The sequence below is a fragment of the Streptomyces sp. NBC_00986 genome (genome assembly GCF_045162565.1).
GTDB lineage: Bacteria > Actinomycetota > Actinomycetes > Streptomycetales > Streptomycetaceae > Streptomyces.
The window spans coordinates 3067101-3082184 of sequence record NZ_CP108733.1 but is presented as its reverse complement, the minus strand read 5'-3'; the positions used below and the strand labels follow the sequence as shown (position 1 = coordinate 3082184).

Here is a 15084-nt window from a genome sequence, read left to right as displayed (position 1 = left end):
ACGAACTACGCGCTCACGAACCGGTGTTGCTGCGTTTGCCGATCAAGTCCCGGTACAGGGCGGCGCGTTCCTCATCCGTCTTGGCCTTGGCGAGCTCGGCCTTCCAGTCCTTCTCCAGGTCCTTCAGCTTCTGCACCCAGTCGCCGAACTTCTCCAGGTCGACATGACGCTGGCTCGCACTGAGGGGGGCGTTGCCGCCCGGCTTGTCGTCCTTGTGTCCGCCGAACTGGCTCACCGGGTTGCTGTTCTTCTCGCTGCTCGTGATGCCGTGCTTGTAGCCGTCGGGGGTCCTGCCCCCGGGCCCGGCGGTCTCCAGGCCGACCTGAAGTCCGCCATCGCGCTCGTCCGTCGGGTGCTTGTACCCCATGAACATGTGCCCGTACGACTCGTTCGGGAGGATGGTGTCGCCGTGGTAGTCGGTGTTTCCCATGCCTCCCGCCGCCATGGGCAGGCCGTAGAGGTGGGTGCTGGGATCCAACCAGTTCTGGACGGTGGCCCCGATCTCCCCCTTCTCCACGAACGCGCCCTGCGTTCCGTCGGCCGGGTTGTTGTCGCCGATCTTCAGGTGATGCGTGCCGAACCTGCGCCGGTACACCGGTTCCTCGGGCGTGGACTTGGATTCCCAGGGCCTCCGGTTCTCCTTGGTGATGTGGAGCCACTGGGGCAGCTCGTATCCGTGCTGGCCGTCGGCCAGTTGGGGGATACGGATGTTGACGCGTCCGCCGTAGGCCAGCGCGTGGGCGACGTCGTCCTTGAAGTCCTCGTGCATGCCGGTCTCCGGGTTGAAGACCTTCAGACCCTCCTTCAGGATCAGGAAGATCTTGGTCAACACCTCGGTGCCGCGCTCGACCCGCTGGCGGTGCTTGGCGGCGTCCGGTACGCGGTCGTTGATTCCGGGAGGGACCATGGTCGTCACGAAGGTCTGGAAGATCTGCTCGTTCCGTTCCCCCGTGAGCTGTTCCTTCTCGGTCTCCGGGGTGTCCTTGTCGTGCATGGCATGGTGGCGGGCGAGTTGGTAGTCCGAGCGGGTGGGTTTGTCCGTCGACTTCCCCTGAGCGCGGTCCGCGACCTCCTGCCGCCAGCGCAGGGTGGCGACGAGGAGGCGCTTGCCCTCCGGCTGCTGGAGCCAGTTGTGGAAATCGCCGGCCGTGAGGTACGCGTCGGCCTCGATGGTGCTGCACATCCCCACGGTCTTCAGCCACTTGGGGTCCTCGGACTCCACGGCCCTGATCGCGTCGAGCTCCTCGTCCGTGAAACTCGGGCCGCTGCGCACCCGCGTGTGGATGACCGCCCGCACGTCCTTGTTCCTGATCGCTTCCTTGCCCCTGACGAGCAGCCCGGCCAGCCGGGCGATGGCCGGCTGCGAGTCCTGGATCGGAGGTGAGGGCGAGGCCGGGGGCGGAGTCGTGGTCTGGGCCGGAGGCGTGGTCGACGGTCCGGGCCGGTCCGCCCGCTGGACGGAGACGTCCACGCTGCGCTGCACCGCGCCACCGGGTAAGTCGGCCCCGGGGAGCGACAGTTCGGGGGCGGCACCCCGGGCCAGCTTCCGGCCGTTGGCGCCGGCGCTCCGCTCGAACGGGTCGTCCGGGTGGGAGACCTTCTCGCCCCGGCCGTTGTCCTTGCCGGGCACGGGCCCCAGGGCCTGCTGGCGTACGTGGTCGACCTCTTCGTACATCACCTCGTCCTCGACGCGACGGTCGCCGAGCACGATGTGCGAACCGGTGGTGTAGGCCAGGGCGCCGAGTTCCTCGGCGGAGCGCTGGGCGACGGGGTTGTCGTGCACGTGCACGTGGCCGAAGTCCATGTCGTAGGCCTGCTCGGCCCGTTGAAGGATGCGGGGTTCCAGGGGGCGTCCCGGGGAGCCGACGGCATCGACCACGGATGCCCGCCGCTGCACGGGGACGGCTCCCTCGGCGGTGCGTGCCTCGGGCCCGCCGTGCTGCTCGTCGCCGTGCTGCCCTTCGCCGTGCTGCTCGTCCCAGGCCCGCTGGATCGCGCGGGTCACCGCGGCGTTTCCGGCGGACTGTTGGAGGGCGGAGAGCGGGGGGAGGGCGGCGGCGGGACGGGCCGCGGGCCGAGCCGGTGTCCGAGCCGCGGGGCGTCCGCCGGTGCGGTCACCGTCTGGGCGGTTCTCTCCCTGGATGCGCATGTGCGGTTCCCCTTTGGTCGGCGGGTGCCCTGGCCTGTTGCGGGTGCTCTTCCCTCTTACCTGATGGGGGGCTGGAGTTGGGGAGTCCGTGGGGGCAGAGTTGGGGGCAGAGCCGCCCTTGACCGAAGAGGGCCCTGGCCGGCGCACCGGCGCCTGCGTAGGCAGGTCGTTGCGGTGCGTGCGGCCAGGGCCCCGGTGTCAGGCGCGGGTGTCAGGCGCGGGTGCGGCGGCGGCGCAGGGCGATGAGGCCCAGGGTGCCCGCTCCGGCCGTGATGAGGCCCGACGCGGTCATGGTGGTCGCCGAGATTCCGCTGCTCCCGGTCTTGGCCAGCTGCGTGGTCGTTCCGGAGGTGGTCCCGGAGATCGTTCCGGAGGACGTCGTGTTGGTTGCCGTGGGCGAGGTGGAGGGCGTGGTCGGGGTGGCCGACGTGGAAGGCGTCGCCGAGGTGGTCGGGGTGGAGGTGCCGGAGGTGGCCGCCTTCACCGTGATCGACGCCGACGCCCCGCAGAACGTGGTGCCGGTGAACGGCGTCGAGCCCTCGTTGACGAACGCGCAGGGGTGCACGGTGGTCTTCCCGGCCGGCGTGTTCTTGAGGTAGGTCACACGGAACTTGGCGGCCGCGTCGCTGTGTGCCGCCAGGGCGGAGTCCTTGCCGGTGATGGCGAAGCCGTACACGTCCGGTTCGTTGCCGGCGGTGATCGGCTTGAGCGTCTTCCAGGTGCCGGCGCTCAGCACCTGCACGGTGGCGTAGCGGCTGGTGAACAGGACGCCCGTCACGTTCTCGTACGCGGAGGCCGTGGGGTTGGACACCGTGGCGCCGAAGGTCACCCCGGGGCCGCCCGCGGTGGTGGTGGGTACGCCGGACAGGCCGGCGGTGAGTCCGTCGACCTTGACGGTGTCCTCGTCGGTGTCGTTGGCGGCGCCCGAAGTGCCGTAGGAGATAAGGGTGTTGAGCTTCAGGTGGTCGGCGCCGCCGTTGCTGTCGCCGTGGTGCGGGGTGCCCATGGGCAGCCCCAGGCGCAGTTGCACGGTCCGCGACTGGGCGGCGGCCAGCGCGAAGGACTCGGGCAGTTCGCCGGAGAACTGCGTGCCGGTCAGGGTCAGCGGCACGGTCTTCCACGCCGTTCCGCTGAGCCGGTACTGCAGGCTGACGGCGTTCGGCGGCAGGCCGGCGCCGCCGTCGATGTGGTAGATCAACCGCGCCGAAGTGGTGTCCTCCGTACCGACGTTGGACGCCGTGGTGGTGAACTCGACGGGCTGGCCCGCCAGTCCGATCTCCGCGGGTGCCGCGGTGGAGACGGCCAGGGCCGGCGGCTGCGAGTCCGTCGTCGCGGCCGTGGCCGACGGCGCCAGGACGGCTCCGGTGGCGGCCAGCAGCAGGCCGGCCCCCGTGACCGTCACGGACGAACGCAGCGTGCGTGCAGTGCTGTTCAACGTTTCCCCCAGGATGCGTGTGCGGCGCGGTGGACTGCCACGCCGGAGACGGCGAGCCGAACCGCCTGCCGTTCACGCCCAGTTGGACCTGCCGCCCCGGCATCCAGTTGTGGCGTCCTGTGCGACGGTTCTGTCACCGGACGGTTGTGGTTTCGTGCGGCAGACGGTGCCGGTGTCAGTCCTTTCGTGCTCCGCAGGCCGCGCCCACCGACGCGGCTCACGGCGCCGGTGCCGTCCTATCGGCCGGGTGCGGGGGCTGCCACGATCGGGTCGAGGAGCCGTCGGGGAGTGTTGATCGCGCTGGAGACGGGGTCGCCTTCGTGGTCCGGTGCCCGGAAGCCGGGGCCGGGTTCGATCCGGATCTCCGGGACCGGGACGGCCGAGCCGCAGTCCCGGCACCGTCCGTCGGGGTCGAGGAGACCTCCGTCCAGGTCGTGACGGAGGACGCGCTTGGCTCCGTGGGGGGAGTAGAAGGCCTCGCCCCAGTTCATCAGGGCGTGCACGGCCGGCCACAGGGCGAGGCCCTTGTCCGTCAGCCGGTACTCGACACGGCCGGCTCCGGCGTCCTCGCGGGTGAGCACGCCCTCCTGGGTCAGCGACTTCAGCCGGTTGGTCAACACGGCCCGCGGGACCCCGAGTTGGGCCGCGAAGTCACCGAACCTCCGGACGCCGTAGAACGCGTCGCGGAGGATCAGCAGCGTCCAGCGTTCGCCCACGACCTCTAGCGTTCGCGCGAGGGGGCAGTTCCCGTCCGCGTAGGTGTTGGGGAGGGTCATGCCACCGATTCTACCAGCGGCGGTTCACTCACTGAACTGACGGTGCTACGGTGTTCACCATGGCCGGTTCGGTCACTGAACCGACCCTGTCGACCTTGAGGAGAGCGCCGTATGTACCAGTTCCTGGTTTCCTTCACCGTCCAGCCTGAGCACCGCGACGACTTCGTCCGGGCGGCCCACCGGACCGCTCGTGACTCCCTCGCGAACGAGCCCGGCTCCCATCGGTTCGAGGTCGTCGCGGACGAGAAGAACCCGGACGTCCTCTACCTGAACGAGGTCTACGCGGACGTCGACGCGTTCGACGCGCACGCCGCGGGCCCGTACTTCGCCGCGTTCTTCGCCGAGGCCGGCGCCTGCGCCGAAGGTCCGACACGGCTCATGCGGGGCGAGCTGGTCGGCGCCGAAGCCGCCGCCTGAGCCGCGTACGTACCCCGCGAAGCCGACACCCACGAAAGACGAGGTCCACCATGTCGTCCGTGCTCATCACCGGCGCGTCCCAGGGCATCGGCCGAGCCATCGCCGTAGCGCTGGCGGGCCGGGGCCACCGGGTGATCGCCACCGCACGCCGCCCCGAAACGCTGGCCGGCCTCCCCGTCGACCGGCGCCTCCGCCTCGATGTCACCGACCAGGAGAGCGTCGACCGGGCCGTCCGGGACGCCGGCGAGATCGACGTCCTGGTCAGCAACGCCGGGGAAACCGTGCGCGCACCCCTGGAGAGCGTCCCGCTCGCTGAGGTCGAACGGCTCTTCCAGGTCAACACCCTGGGCGCGCTGCGGGTGGCGCAGGCCGTGCTGCCCGCCATGCGCGCACGGGGCGCGGGCCGTCTCGTCTTCGTCTCCAGCATCCAGGGACGCATGGTGCTGCCCATGATCGGCCCCTACGGCGCCAGCAAATGGGCGTTGGAGGCACTCGCCGAGACACTCGCCATCGAGACGGGCCACTTCGGTGTCGAGGTCAGCGTCGTCCAGCCCGGCGCGGTCTCCTCGGGCGGCGGCGAGCGGGCCAGGGTGTACCTCGGCGAGAACGACCCCTACACCCCGCTCTACGAGTCACTCCCCGCACTCCGCGGCGAACTCGTCACCCCGCAGGACGTGGCCGCCGTGGTGGCCGCGACGATCGAACACCCCGAACCTCCGCTGCGCGTACCGGCCGGCGCACCCGCCGAACGGGCGTTGCGGGCGCGCAAGGCGGCTCCCGAGGACGAGCCCTTCCTGCTGGCCGAGATCGATTGGTAGACGTCCCGTAGGGGACGGGTTCGTGCCGGACGCGTGCTGGGTCGTACGGGAACCGCGATGAGCGCGGGGGAGGACCGGCGGATCCGCCCGCCAGGGGTCGGCGAACCTGCTGTGGGCCCGTCACCGCCTGGGTAACGTACGGGGCGACGCGGCTCGGGGGCGGGGAGAAGTGTGCGGGCAGAGGATCTGACTCCGGTCGAGCGACGGGTTCGGGACGCGTTCTCGCGCGGCGAGAAGCTGGACCTGCGGGTTGACGATCAGGCAGACGGGGAGCCGGCGAACAGTGACGGCTGGGGGCCCGAGCGCGTGGTCAGGGGCGCCGCGCTCACGTGGCTGCTGCTCGACGGGGCTGTCGCCGAGCCGGGCCATGTGCCCGCCCTGCGTCTCGACGGCGCGCGCATAGACGGATCGCTGGAACTCGACTACGCCGAGATCCCGTACCGCGTCACCATGGACGGCTGCGACTTCCGGGACAGGGTCACCCTCTACAGCGCGCGCACCAGACAGTTCAGCCTGAAGCGCTGCCGCCTCGTCCGGTTCTACGCCGCCAACGCGTCGGTGGACGGCAATCTGCGCGTGCACCACTGCCGGTTGGACGGCCTGCTGAACCTGGACGGCGCGCACATCACCGGCATCCTCGACCTCGACAGGACCCGGCTGGCCAACTCCGACGGTCCCGCCCTGACCGCCAACCGGGTCCAGGTGGACGACCACATCCGGATGCGGCACGGATTCACCGCCCAGGGCGAGGTGATCCTGCGGGGCGCTCATGTCGGCGGTGACATCGACATGAGCGATGCCCGGCTGTCGAACCCCGACGGCGTGGCGCTGGGAGCCGCACGGATGTCCGTCGGGGGCGACCTCCTGTCCGACCGTCTGAGCGTGACGGGTGAACTCGCCTTACCGGGCAGCAGAGTTGACGGATTCGTCCACTTCCGGGGTGCGCGACTGCGCAACCCGGACCGCAGAGCGCTGGACGGGAACCACCTGCAGGTCGGCACGAGCCTGCACCTGGACAACGACAACGATGACAACGACTTCACCGCGGAAGGGACCGTCGAGCTGGCCGGAGCCAGGGTCAAGGGACGCATCACCCTGCTGAACGCACTGCTCACGGCGCCCGAAAGCGCCGCGCTGACCATGGCACATGCCCAGGCGGGAGAAGCGGACCTGCGGATGGCGGGGCGGCCGCAGGGCCTGGTCGACCTCCGTCACGCGGTGCTGGGCGTTATCCGGGACGACCGGCGGAGCTGGCCCGACGAGCTGAGGCTCGACGGTCTGCGCTACGACCGCTTCGAGACCCCGCTGCCGCCGAGACAGCGCGTACGGTGGCTGCTGCGCGACGGTTCCGGCTACGCACCGCAGCCCTTCGAGCAACTGACTCTCGCCTACCGCGCGTTGGGCCACGAGGACGACGCACGCACCGTATCGCTGCTCAAGGAGCGCCGCCGCCGAACGGTCCTGCCGTGGTACGCCCGGATCTGGGGAAGGGTCCAGGACGTCACGGTCGGCTACGGCTATCGGCCCATGCGCGCCGGCCTCTGGTTGCTGGGCCTGCTGGCGCTCGGCTCCGCCGTCTTCACGGTCCGGCGGCCGACCCGCACGGCGGCCGGCAGCACGGAGGTCTTCAACCCGGTGATCTTCACCCTCGACCATCTCCTCCCCGTCATCGGCCTCGGACAAGGGGCGGCGTTCACGCCCACGCCCGGCACACAGTGGATCGGCTACCTGCTCACCGCGTCGGGGTGGATCCTCGCGACGACCATCGTCACCGGCGTGACACGTTCTCTCAATCGGCGGTAGGCGGCGGTCAGTTGGCGCGGGCGCAGGGGGTCCAGTGCGCGACGTGGTGATCGTCCTCGCCATGAGTGCGCGTCAAATCGGTTTGGTGACTGGGCCGGAACACTCGGTCCGGACGCTCGTGAGCGGACCTACTCGCCCTCATGTACGACATCGCGCCGGATGTAACCGCGGGGCCCGGTCGGACGCCGCCCGGGATCCGGGTGATCGGCGGCCGGCCGATGCGTCGTGCCGAGTCTCCCGAAGTTGAAGGGGGCGGCCTCGGCCTTGGATTCCTTCCAACTCGGGTTGCCGGCGTCGTGTTGGCGTTTCCAGGGCAGGGCTGAGGGAAGAGCGGACAGCTCCTGTGCAGACAGTCCGGTGCAGTGGCTCAGGGGGACGGCGTGAGGGGCGGGGGTATCGACCTGGGTCCGCTCCCACAAGGAGTTCGCGACGAAGTGCAGGCAGTTGACGGTCACAATGGCCGGAGCGATGATCGCAACCGCCCGCGGAAACATCGGCTGGAGCGACAGGGCCAGGATGACGGCGGTCACTCCGTTCTGCTGGCCAAGGGCCAGCGAGACCCGGTCCACTCGGTCCAGCTTCCGGGCCAGCACCGAACCGACGACGATCTGGGCACCGTAGGCCGCCGCGCCCAGCACCAGACCGTGGACGAGGTCGATGCCCTCGACCAGAAGCAGTCCCAGAGTGAAGGCTGCCGCCCCGTAGGCGCCGCGTGTGATGGTACCGAGGTGGCGCTGGAGCGCCGTGGGGCGGAAGAACAGCCCGACGACGGCCATACCGAGCATCAGAGTGAATCCGGCGGCCACCACGACGAGGACGAGCAGCAGGAACACGGCGAGGACCTGCGCCGTACGGGACCACTGCGACGGGTCCTTGCCCCACCTGCGACGCAGCAGTAGCCACACCGTCGCGGCCGCGGCCGCCAGGGCGGCGTTCCAGCCCAACTGGGCGGCGTAGTCCAGCAGATCGCCGCCCGAGGTGGCCGCCACGCCTTCCTTGGCAGGGTTGCCGTGCAGGGCGCGCAAGGCGATGGGCGCGGTGTAGGCGGTGAGCAGCACCGTGACGGGGTCGTCGAAGGAGGCCCAGACGGACAGGACCGTCTTGCCGCGGGGGGACATCCGGGAGGAGTCGCGCAGTGCGGCGACGGAGAGGGGGTCGATCTGCGCGACCGCGACCGCGAGGATGAGGTAGGCCGGTTCGTTCAGTACGAACCAGAGCACCAGGGCGATCAGCACTGCCTTGGCGACGACTCCCACGGTGACGGCGAGGGACAGGAGCCTCAGGTCCTCCCTCGCCTCGCGGAGCGAGATCTCGGAGGTGCTGCCATACAGCCCGACGGCCAGCAGCAGTGTGGTGAAGAAGAGGTAGAGCGAGGAACCGCTGAGTCCTCCGGTGTCGGCACCAGCCCCCGTTGCCCAGCCGATGCCGATGATCCCGCACAGGATCCAGAGGTGTTTCGTGGCACCGAGGAAGCCTTTCCGGGCCGTACTCGAGGCCATGCGGATCACCCCCCTTCCGACACTCTGGCCATCGGAGTACCGATGATTTTAGAGTTCTCGTATCCGCCAGGCCCCGAGAACCGTCAATTGTGTCGTTCGGCGAGGGAAAACCCTCAATGACCGCTCGACTTTCCTTCCTTGATGACACGTTCGACTGAATTGTTCAGCATATTCATGCGGATATCCGCATGAAATACCCGATCTTGGTGCAGGGTGACGCCGAGCAGGAATGGGCCGCTTCCCGCAGCGAAGTAATAGAGAGCCCCTTCGTCCACGTCGAACACTGTCCGCGTCAGCCGTCCCGGCAGAACCGCCTGGAGCGAGTGGTTCAGCCGGGCCACGACGAAGGGCAGTCGTCGCGCGATGTCCTGGTAGCGGTCCCGGCGCTCCTGTCGGCTGATGTTGCGGAAGTAGGGAGCCAGCACGGCGAGTTCGAGCACGTCCGCGGAGAGGAAGCCGGCGGCGGGGTCGAAGTACGCCGCGTAGTGAAGGTCCTCGGCCGACAGGGCCGCGACGCACAGCGCGCGGATCTCGTCCTGGTCCGGCCCGAGGATCCCGGACCGGTCGGTGTGCAGTGCTTCCTCTTCCGTGGTCGGCCCGGACGCCACCGCGAGGTCGGATCTCCGGAGCGGATCCTTCGGGCCTTCCTCCTCGAAACCGCCGTAGTTCAGGCCTCGCTGACGGAGCGTCAGTGCGAACTGGGTAGCCAAGCGGGCCATGGCCCGGTCGCCCGACTCGTCGTTGCCCTGTCCCAGCGAGACGCCGGTCAGGTACTCGCCCGGCCGGACGTAGTAGTGGAAGACGGACGCCTCGCCCAGGCGCAGTACGGTACGGATCAGGCGACCGCTTTCCACCGGGCGCAGCGCCCGGTCCATGCGTCCCAGCAGGAAGTTCAGCTGACGGCCCACACGAATGTAGAGCTCACGGCTCGATCCGGTGCTCAGGCCGCCGGGAAGCAGGCCGTCCGTGCCGAGCCCGTCCAGCACGTCCACCGAGTAGTTGTAGACCCCGCGGTGATACGCGGCCACATGGTGGAGTCCGTCGCGGGCCAGGGCCTCGGCGCACAGGTCGATGAACTCCTGGCTGTCGGCGGTGACATGGGCGGCGCTGTGGCGTGCCGGGTCCATCACCGAGGTGTCCTGGGCCGGAGCGTCCAAGTCGTTGCGATCCACGGTTTCCACCACGCCCCCTCAGCCGATGTCGAAGCCCGTGCGGAACAGATCTGGTTCAAGCGCCTCCATGCCGGTGCAGAGGGCATTCTCGAAGGGGCTCTGCGGGCCGGACAGTTTGCCATGTCCGAGTGTCTGCGCGGCCCGCGGGTCGTACGGAAGATCGATGATGGTCCTTACAGGGAGTGTGCCCTCGGAATGGCTTCCTCCAACAGCGGATTTTGGACTATGCCCGGCGAGTTGCGGACTTCGTCGAGTGAATTCCGGCTTCTGCTCGGGTGTGTTCGCGACATATCCGATGGTCTTGGAAAGAAGTCCGGACTCCGTCAGGTGCTCTGCCAGCCGAAGGGTGTCCGGGTGGGCACGCGCGCCCTCCCGGCCCACCATGAAGACGTACTCGACGGTCTCGCAGATCCGCCGGGTCCGCGGATTCCAACCCGGTCCACAGTCGACCAGCAGGCATCCGGCCAGTTCGGCGAGCAACTCCACCGCCCTGCCCATGATCCTCGGCAGATCGGACAGCTCCGCCAGCGCCGCGCTGCCCGGTGCGCGTACCGCCAGGAGTGACATGTCACCGCTGCGCCCGTCGGGGGAACGGAGTTCCTGGAGCCGTCCCTGCACCGAGCGGTCGCACAGCGCGATGTCCCGCTCCAGGGCGAAGCCGGTCAGCCCTCTGCCGTCATCGCCGCTCGGTCCGGTCCCGTACCCGTCCTCGGTCCCCACGGCGTGCCAGGCGCCGAGCAACGCAGTGAGCCCCGCGGTGTGCAGATCCGCGTCCATGAGGATCACGTTCTGCCCCTGGGGCCCGGTTACCGCATCGATCAGTGCTCCCGCGGCGGCGGTGACCAGGGTCGCGCCATCCCCCGCGCGCGGCGAGACGATCGCCGCCGACCAGGGCCTGCCGAGTTCCCGCTCGCCATGGCTGTTCCGATCCCTGCTCCGTCTTCCGGTCACCGCCGGCCTCCCTACCACGACCACCACACCTGTCCGCCGTACCCGCGGCGCCGGTCAGATGTACGGCATGTCGATGTCGATCTCGATGCGCTCGGCTCCCGGCGCCGGCCCGGTGTCCCGCACTCGGGCCTCGCTGTCCTGGAGGTTCGTCGCGGCGAAGCCCGTCAGCGGGTGCTCGGTCCCACAGCGGATTCGCAGCAGCTCGTACGTACGGCGGTCCATTTCCAGGGCGGCCGCCGACTCACCTACGAATACCAAGGCGTTGGCGTGGTCGAGCGCCGCGATGAGGGTCAGCGGATGGTCCGGGCCAAGCGTGTCGCACAGGCCTTCCCAACCCTCCTTGCTGAGCTCCGCCACGTCGTCGACGAGCCCCGCGGAGCGTCGGCACAGGGACAGGTTCACCTGACTGATTCGCCGGAAGGGGTGCGACTCCCCCCAACTCCCGTACCGGGTCAGGGCATCCTCCGCGAGCCGGCAGGCCTCCCGGTGCTCTTCCAACAACCGCAGGTCCGCGGCGAGGGCCAGCTGCGCCGCCAGCTGCTCGTGGTGCGCGAGACCCGCGTACGCCACCCAGCCCTGTACCGCGTCCGAGTCGCACTTGCGAGCCGTCCGGATCCGGTCCGGGTCCCCGCTCCCCATCCGCCGCAGGGTCGCCGCGAGACCACGGGACGCGAGCAACGTCGTCGGATCGGACTGGCCGAAGCGCTCCTCGGCTTCGTTGAACGCCTGACGCAGCAGCCGCAGCGAGGTCGTGTAGTCCCCGGACTCCCGGTAGCGGTTGCCGAGTTGGGATGCCGCGCTCCACGTCATCCGGTGCTCCACACCGAGGACGCTGCGGCAGCGCTCGTACGTCTCCCGGTGCAGATCCAAGGCCTCCGCCGTCATGCCGACCATGGCCAGCGACAACGCGAGATTTCCCATGGCCATCAGCGTGAACGGATTGTCGGGGCCGAACACCTCGGCGAGGATCTCCGCGGTCGACTGGTCCTCGGCAAAGGCCTCCTGGACATGGCCGAGCGCGCGCAGTTCGGCACCCCGGCCGGTCGCGCTGCGCAGCGTGTACGGATGGTCGAGCCCCAGTGTGGCGCGCAGCCGCTGAAGCGCCTTGCGGTTGATCTCCTCGGACTCGGTGAACCGGCCCGCGTCGCGGTGGACGTTGCCGAGTTCCACCGTCAGCCGCAGGAGAAGCACGTCGTCGGTGCTCTCCACAGGGCCGTACCGCGCGCACCACTTCTCCAGAAGCCGTTCGGCGAGGTCGTGGGCCCATTCGAGGCGCCGCGCGAGGCGCCGGTAGCGCACCTGGTTGACCAGCCAGCGCCGTACCTCGTCGTGGTCGCTGTCCACGGCCCCGGACGGGTCGACGTGCTGGTCGAGTTCCGCGAAGACGGGAGCGTGTCGCGGATCGTCGACCTCCGTGTCGGGCGGCGCCAGGGAGGCCAGGATCCGCTGGACCGACGCGCGGGACTCGGTGTACTCCTCGTCCGACAACTCGGCCCGCAGGAAGGCCAGCCCCATGGGGTCGCCCACCACGCGTTTGATGCCGTAGTCGAGACGGGCCAGCGCGCGGTCGGACAGGGCGTGGAAGGCGTACCCCGCCGACGCCGCCGTAAGCGGGCTCCCGTCCGGCGGACTCAGCCAGGCCAGCGCGGCCGGGCAGCGCAGCACGTCGGTGGACGCGTCGATCGACACGCCGTTCGGAGACATGTGGACCAGCAGCCGCAGGAAGTTCTCCGCGAGCGGGTAGGCCTCCCGCAGCGAGTCCATCGACACCGACCAGGTGTTGTGCGCCTGCGTGGGATAGCCACTGGCACGGACCGCTTCCGCACGCGCGACCGCGTCGTGCCCGGTGGAGCGGCCGCTCACCGTGTCGCGGTAGAGGACGACCGCCTCCTGCAAGGGCAGCCCGGTGGTCACGAGATAGGCCGCCGCCTGGGCGACGGCCTGCGGGAGGCAGCCGGACGCGGCGAGGATCTCGGCAGCCTGCTCGGCCGGGAGTCCTGGGAAGTGGCGGCGCAGTTGCTCACGGGCCTCGTCCCCGGTCGGCATGTCGATCTCCTGCTGCCGCCCCGTGGCGCTCCAGTCCCCGGTCTCCGACGTGATCAGCACGTGGGTGCTGCCGCCGCCGGGCAGCAGGCCCTCCAGGTCCGAGGAGCGGCGCACGTTGTCGTAGACGAGCAGGAACCTGCGGTACTTGCCGTGGCCACCGGCCAGCGCGCCCAGCGTCTCGCGCACGGCGCCCGGTGCGGTGCTCCTCGTGACCTTCAACTGCTCGCCGAGATCGGCCAGTTGCTCGCGGACACTCTCGGCGCTGTCTGCGGTGATCCACCAGATGGCGTCGTAGTCCGCCGCGAAGCGGTACGCGAACTCCAGGGCGATCTGGGACTTTCCGACACCGAGGAGACCGGTGAGGATCGCCGGCGTCGCCGACTGGCCCGGGAGGAACCCGTCGCGCAACTGCCCGATGTACGTCTCCCGGCCCAGGAAGTTCGCGTTGCGCGGCGGGCTGTTCCACATCCGGGGGATCCGGCCGGGGAAGCGTGCCCCGCCGGACGAGTGCTCACCGCGCCGGTCCCGCGGTTCGGCCTGGCGCCCGTTCTGGTTGAAGTGGTCGAGGAGCAGTTCCCGGGCGTCCGCCTCGTCCAGCCCCTGGAGATGCGGCCCTCGCAGGTCCGCGATGGGCACCGGGACACGTGCCTCTTCGACCCGCACCGGAACGATGGACGCGTTGCGGTCGCCCGAGCGGAGCCGGCCGACGGCCTTCAGGTGCTCCTGGATGACGTCGTCGAGGGCAGGGTCGGACTGCAGCGCGGGCGACACCACGAGGATCGTGTACGTCGGTTTCGCCGCCGCGTTCCCGGGCTCCGCCTGCCACTCGCCCAGGGTTTCGCAGCTGATGCCGATGCCCGCGAGGACCGTACGGATCCAGTCGGCCCACTGGCGATCGCGCGCCGCGTGCACGATCCGTGCCGTGCGCTGGCCCGACGGCCTGACCTCCGCGAAGCGGGCCTCGTACTGAAGCCGCAGTGGCTCCTTCACCGGGCGGGACTGGGACACCTTTCCACGGCTGATCTCCTGGGCGATCCGTACATAGGCGGCGAGCTGGGACGAGTGCGTGCCGGGCAGCAGCGTGAAGGGGACGAGTACTTCCTCGTACGAGAAGGAGCTGTCGTGGCGGACTTCGACCTGGCCCCAGTACTCCTCCAGAGACCCGGTGGTCAGCGGGCCGACCAGCCCGGTGAAACGGCGCTCCATGTAGGACCGCCGCAGACTTGCCTTCTCCCGGTCGACGGCTTCGACCCGCATCGGCACGGGGAGGATGCGAATGTCCCGCTGAGTCTCCCGGGCCTGCTTGTACACCTGGCGAGCGACGCCCGCGGTGCCCTCCACCGACTGGTTGCTGAGGTTGAAGCCCGCGACGACGACGTCGGGAAGCCAGAGGGTGCAGACGCTCGCATTGTCAGAGTGACCGGTACGGCTGTCGATGAGGACATAGTCGTACGGCCCCTGCCGCAGCCGCTCGCGCAGGGCCTGGACGTACCGCTTGCCCTGGTACTGCCCGTAGAACTCGGCCCAGTTGAACAGGGCCACGTTGCTGCTGTACTCGTCGTTCTGGAGGCCCGGTCCGAGGAATTCCACGGAACCCGGGGCCTTGAAGTGGTTCCAGCGCAGGGTGTCCCGGTGCAGCCGGACATCGGTGTGGTCCTCAAGCAGTTCCGCCAGCCGCCGCTCGTACTCCTCTTCCGACAGCTCCAGCTCGTCCAGGGCCTCGACGTCCCGTCCGTAGTCCCGCACCATGTCGACCACACCGGTGGAGTCGGCCAGTTCGGGGTCGTTGAGGAACGGGCGTAGGAAGCGGTGCAGGCCCGGGGACTCCAGATCCCAGTCGACCACGAGGACGCGGTAGCCCTCGCCGGCCAGGATCCAGGCCACGTTGGCGAGGGCCATGGTGCGGCCTACTCCGCCCTTGTACGAGTAGAAGGTGACGATGGTCGCCGGTTCATGGGCGGCCTCGGCGCCGGGGGGTTCCGGCTCCACGCTGCTCATTGATGCTGCTCCACGTGTTC

General features: G+C 69.7%; 10 protein-coding genes. 3 read left to right on the top strand and 7 right to left on the bottom strand.

All coding sequences use genetic code 11. The features are described from left to right. Positions 1 to 13: 13 nt before the first annotated feature. The 3 genes from OG504_RS13460 to OG504_RS13450 form a co-directional block, all read right to left on the bottom strand. The gene (locus OG504_RS13460; RefSeq protein WP_405990032.1) at positions 14 to 2149 is read right to left on the bottom strand and encodes a DUF4157 domain-containing protein; all 2136 of its coding nucleotides are present in this window, start codon (positions 2147 to 2149) and stop codon (positions 14 to 16) included. A gap of 211 nt (positions 2150 to 2360) precedes the next feature. Continuing rightward, positions 2361 to 3584 (bottom strand): hypothetical protein, encoded by a 1224-nt coding sequence (locus OG504_RS13455; RefSeq protein WP_405990031.1) that lies wholly within the window; start codon positions 3582 to 3584, stop codon positions 2361 to 2363. Between the two features lie 236 nt (positions 3585 to 3820). Continuing rightward, on the bottom strand, positions 3821 to 4360 hold the full coding sequence (locus tag OG504_RS13450) for a winged helix-turn-helix transcriptional regulator (protein ID WP_405990030.1): 540 nt from the start codon (positions 4358 to 4360) through the stop codon (positions 3821 to 3823). A gap of 111 nt (positions 4361 to 4471) precedes the next feature. Here OG504_RS13450 and OG504_RS13445 point away from each other — a divergent pair, with 111 nt between their 5' ends. The 3 genes from OG504_RS13445 to OG504_RS13435 all read left to right on the top strand — a co-directional run bounded on the left by OG504_RS13445 (position 4472) and on the right by OG504_RS13435 (position 7398). Next, a complete protein-coding gene (locus OG504_RS13445; RefSeq protein WP_405990029.1) occupies positions 4472 to 4777 on the top strand; it encodes a putative quinol monooxygenase in 306 nt (101 codons plus the stop codon). Positions 4778 to 4827: 50 nt separating this feature from the next. Beyond that, positions 4828 to 5595, top strand: coding sequence for an SDR family oxidoreductase (locus OG504_RS13440; protein ID WP_405990028.1), 768 nt, complete (start codon positions 4828 to 4830; stop codon positions 5593 to 5595). Between the two features lie 171 nt (positions 5596 to 5766). Next, a complete protein-coding gene (locus tag OG504_RS13435) occupies positions 5767 to 7398 on the top strand; it encodes a hypothetical protein (protein ID WP_405990027.1) in 1632 nt (543 codons plus the stop codon). A 128-nt stretch (positions 7399 to 7526) separates the two neighbouring features. On the opposite strand, the gene OG504_RS13430 is transcribed toward OG504_RS13435, so the two are convergent. The 4 genes from OG504_RS13430 to fxsT form a co-directional block, all read right to left on the bottom strand. Continuing rightward, entirely contained in the window at positions 7527 to 8897 is a 1371-nt protein-coding gene (locus OG504_RS13430; RefSeq protein WP_405990026.1) for a hypothetical protein, read from the bottom strand. Between the two features lie 113 nt (positions 8898 to 9010). After that, positions 9011 to 10024, bottom strand: a complete 1014-nt coding sequence (locus OG504_RS13425) for a hypothetical protein (RefSeq protein WP_405990025.1) — start codon at positions 10022 to 10024, stop codon at positions 9011 to 9013. Positions 10025 to 10087: 63 nt separating this feature from the next. Further along, positions 10088 to 11020 (bottom strand): MinD/ParA family protein, encoded by a 933-nt coding sequence (locus OG504_RS13420; RefSeq protein WP_405990024.1) that lies wholly within the window; start codon positions 11018 to 11020, stop codon positions 10088 to 10090. Between the two features lie 54 nt (positions 11021 to 11074). Beyond that, positions 11075 to 15064 (bottom strand): FxSxx-COOH system tetratricopeptide repeat protein, encoded by a 3990-nt coding sequence (fxsT, locus tag OG504_RS13415; protein WP_405990023.1) that lies wholly within the window; start codon positions 15062 to 15064, stop codon positions 11075 to 11077. Positions 15065 to 15084: the final 20 nt, after the last annotated feature.

Bases quoted from the DNA above. Each gene is read 5' to 3' on its own strand.
- OG504_RS13460 (WP_405990032.1), bottom strand. From the start codon at position 2,149: ATGCGCATCCAGGGAGAGAACCGCCCAGACGGTGACCGCACCGGCGGA.
- OG504_RS13450 (WP_405990030.1), bottom strand. From the start codon at position 4,360: ATGACCCTCCCCAACACCTACGCGGACGGGAACTGCCCCCTCGCGCGA.
- OG504_RS13445 (WP_405990029.1), top strand. From the start codon at position 4,472: ATGTACCAGTTCCTGGTTTCCTTCACCGTCCAGCCTGAGCACCGCGAC.
- OG504_RS13440 (WP_405990028.1), top strand. From the start codon at position 4,828: ATGTCGTCCGTGCTCATCACCGGCGCGTCCCAGGGCATCGGCCGAGCC.
- OG504_RS13430 (WP_405990026.1), bottom strand. From the start codon at position 8,897: ATGGCCTCGAGTACGGCCCGGAAAGGCTTCCTCGGTGCCACGAAACAC.
- OG504_RS13425 (WP_405990025.1), bottom strand. From the start codon at position 10,024: ATGGACCCGGCACGCCACAGCGCCGCCCATGTCACCGCCGACAGCCAG.
- fxsT (WP_405990023.1), bottom strand. From the start codon at position 15,064: ATGAGCAGCGTGGAGCCGGAACCCCCCGGCGCCGAGGCCGCCCATGAA.